The 2,944-nt window shown below is 26.2% G+C and carries 4 protein-coding genes; all 4 read left to right on the top strand.

Annotated features, from left to right (window positions below):
• Positions 1 to 348, top strand: a 348-nt coding sequence (locus Q0352_RS07745) for a hypothetical protein (protein ID WP_299526146.1), incomplete at its 5' end; no start/stop codon positions are given.
• A complete protein-coding gene (locus Q0352_RS07750) occupies positions 348 to 2,192 on the top strand; it encodes a toprim domain-containing protein (RefSeq protein WP_299526149.1) in 1,845 nt (614 codons plus the stop codon). The genes Q0352_RS07745 and Q0352_RS07750, both read left to right, overlap by 1 nt.
• Positions 2,193 to 2,351: 159 nt before the next feature.
• A complete protein-coding gene (locus Q0352_RS07755; protein WP_299526152.1) occupies positions 2,352 to 2,546 on the top strand; it encodes a hypothetical protein in 195 nt (64 codons plus the stop codon).
• A gap of 82 nt (positions 2,547 to 2,628) precedes the next feature.
• Positions 2,629 to 2,940 (top strand): hypothetical protein, encoded by a 312-nt coding sequence (locus Q0352_RS07760; RefSeq protein WP_299526155.1) that lies wholly within the window; start codon positions 2,629 to 2,631, stop codon positions 2,938 to 2,940.
• Positions 2,941 to 2,944 lie beyond the last annotated feature (4 nt).

A 2,944-nucleotide genomic window follows, 5' to 3' on the forward strand; every position in this document is an offset into this window, starting at 1 on the left:
AAAAAGCAACGAACGTTAACGAACGTTGAAAGTCGTTCAACGGATTCAACTGTAACAGTTAAAGATACAGTTAAAGATACAGTTAAAGATATTAAAAGTATTAATAATACAGATTTTTTAAATAATTGTATAAATGATAATCAATGGTTAGAAGTTTCGGCAATGCAAAATAAAATAAAAATTGATGTTATTAAATTATTTATTACTACATTTGAAAACCATTTAATAACAATGGAAGAGCAAAAGAGTAATTTAAAACAATTTAAAAGCCATTTTATAAATTGGTTAGGTAAACAAGATTTATCTAAATTCAGAGTAAAGAAAATGGGTAAAACAAATCAAGTATAATGGAAATAAACGGATTTGAAATAAATGAATATAATATTTATTCAATAGCTGAAAAGGCTAAAACATCAATTTGTCCTAAATGTTCACAAGACAGAAAAAAGAAAACTGATAAATGTATGTCAGTTCATTGGGATACTGGATTAGGACAATGTAATCATTGTGGAGAAACCATACAACTGCATACATATAAATCAAAGCAAGTTATAAAAGAGTATATTAAACCTATTTTAAACACTCCTAAATTAGATTTAAGCGATAAACTTTTAAAATATATGTTAGATATTAGGTCTATAAGTAAAAGTGCTTTAAATACGTTAAAAATACGTGAGGCTAAAGAATGGATGCCACAAACAAAAAAAGAAGAGAATGTAATATGTTTTGATTATTACCTTGAAAATGAATTAATAAATGTAAAATATAGAGATGCCTATAAACATTTCAAACTATTTAAAGGTGCTGAAAAGATATTTTATAATATTGATAACATTGCAACATCTAAGGAATGTATAATTGTTGAAGGTGAATTTGATGTACTTTCATTTGTTACTGCTGGATATATTAATTGTGTATCAGTTCCTAATGGTTTTAATTTAAAAGGTGATATTTCTTTAGATTATTTAGATAATTATTATAATTACTTTGAAAATAAAGAAGTTATTTATTTAGCAGTTGATAATGATGCTGCTGGTATTCACGGACAAAAAGAATTGATACGTAGATTTGGAGCTGAAAAATGTAAGATAGTAGATTTTAAAGATTGTAAAGATGCTAACGATTATCTTATTAAATATGGTAAAGATGAACTATCTAATACAATAGTAAAAGCTAAAGATGTTAAAATAGAAGGAATATTTAGTGTTGCTGATGCTCGTAAAGATATGATACATTCCTATAAATATGGACAAGATAGGGGAACAACTACATATATTTCAGAAATGGATAATGCTTGGACTTGGAGAGGTGGAGAGGTTAATTTATGGACTGGTTATCAAAACGAAGGTAAATCATTATTATTAAATCAACTTTGCACAATTCGTGCTTATTGGGAAAATGCAAAAGTAGCTGTTTTTAGTCCTGAGAATTTCCCTATAAAAGATTTCTTTAATGATATTATTGAAATGTATATAGGTAAAAGTTGTGACCCTTATTACACTAATAATTATATGTGTGAAGATGATTTTAATGAAGGTATGAGCTTTGTAGAAAATAATTTCTTTTTAGTTCATCCAGAAAATGATTTTAAACTTGAATCTATTTTTGAACGTGTACGGTACTTGGTTAGAAAAAAAGGTATTAGAACCCTTATAATTGACCCTTACAATACTATTGAGCACATGATGAAAAACGGAGAGCGTGAGGATTTATATATAAGTAGATTTATGGCTATATTAAAAAGATTTGCAGTTGAAAATGATATAAGTATTAATTTAGTTGCACATCAATTAACAGCTCGTAAAAATGAAAATGATGAAGGTCGTTATCATAAACCAATGTTAAATAATATAAAAGGTGGTGGCACTTTTGCTGATAAGGCTGATAATGTTTTATTCGTTTGGCGACCAAATAGAGCTTTAGACTTTAAAGATAGTGAAGTGATATTTGGAAGCCAGAAGATTAAAAAACAAAAGTTAGTAGGTATTCCGCAAGATATTGATAATATTAATTTTGATATAAGAATGAATAGATATTTGTTTAACGGTATAACTCCATTCACAAAAATAGATTACCATAGGAAAGGTATAAATATAGATGAAATAAAAGAAATTGAATTACCTAAATTAAGTGTTAATGAAGCGTTTGAAACAAGTGAAGAAATAGATCACTGGTTAAATAGTAATGATTGATTTTAAAAATAAATTAAAAAAAGTATTGTTTATTCAAATAAGTTTTGTAAATTTGGCAAATAAAAGACAGGTTAAAGGACTTGCAAGGCAAGTGCATATTACATTACAACTGTATTAGTAAATGATTAGAAAATAGAATTAATAACAAAAGCAAAAAAAATGAAAATAGAAACAGCAAAAAAGTGGTTAAACGAAGGTAAATTAATATCTCATAGATTTTTTAACGATAGTGAATACATAAAAAGAGTTAATAGAGTATTATTAGATGAAAGCGGTAACAAACTTGATGAGGATTTTTTTTGGGAAAACAGACAAGGCAAACAATGGAAAAATTGTTGGTTTATATACAACTAATATTTTTTAATTTTTATTTCTGCTAACTGTATTTTGGTAAAATTAGTTGCTATTGAATATTAACAAACCTAAATAAATAAAAATGAATAAAATAGTAAAAGAACAAATAGCATTTATTAAAGATTGTTTAAATATAATGAACGATGGAAATTATGAAACGCTAAAAGTAATGGCACTTCTCTATATAAATAGAATGGAAAAGCAATTAAATTTATCAGTAGTTATACGGCAAAGCGAACAGTTAAAGGAAAAGAAAATAAGAGATATTATTAATTGGGTTAAAAGTGATTTAGCACAAGAGCAAAATAATAAACTTGCAAAAACACAAACACCTTATAGGATTGAAAAAATAAGATTTTTAAGAAAGTTAGAAAGCCTTATGTCAGACCTTTAATTGC

This window comes from uncultured Lutibacter sp. (genome assembly GCF_937891065.1).
Taxonomy (GTDB): domain Bacteria; phylum Bacteroidota; class Bacteroidia; order Flavobacteriales; family Flavobacteriaceae; genus Lutibacter.

Excerpts from the sequence above, each read along its gene's own strand:
- Q0352_RS07755 (WP_299526152.1), top strand. The coding sequence starts at position 2,352 with ATGAAAATAGAAACAGCAAAAAAGTGGTTAAACGAAGGTAAATTAATA.
- Q0352_RS07760 (WP_299526155.1), top strand. The coding sequence starts at position 2,629 with ATGAATAAAATAGTAAAAGAACAAATAGCATTTATTAAAGATTGTTTA.
- Q0352_RS07750 (WP_299526149.1), top strand. The coding sequence starts at position 348 with ATGGAAATAAACGGATTTGAAATAAATGAATATAATATTTATTCAATA.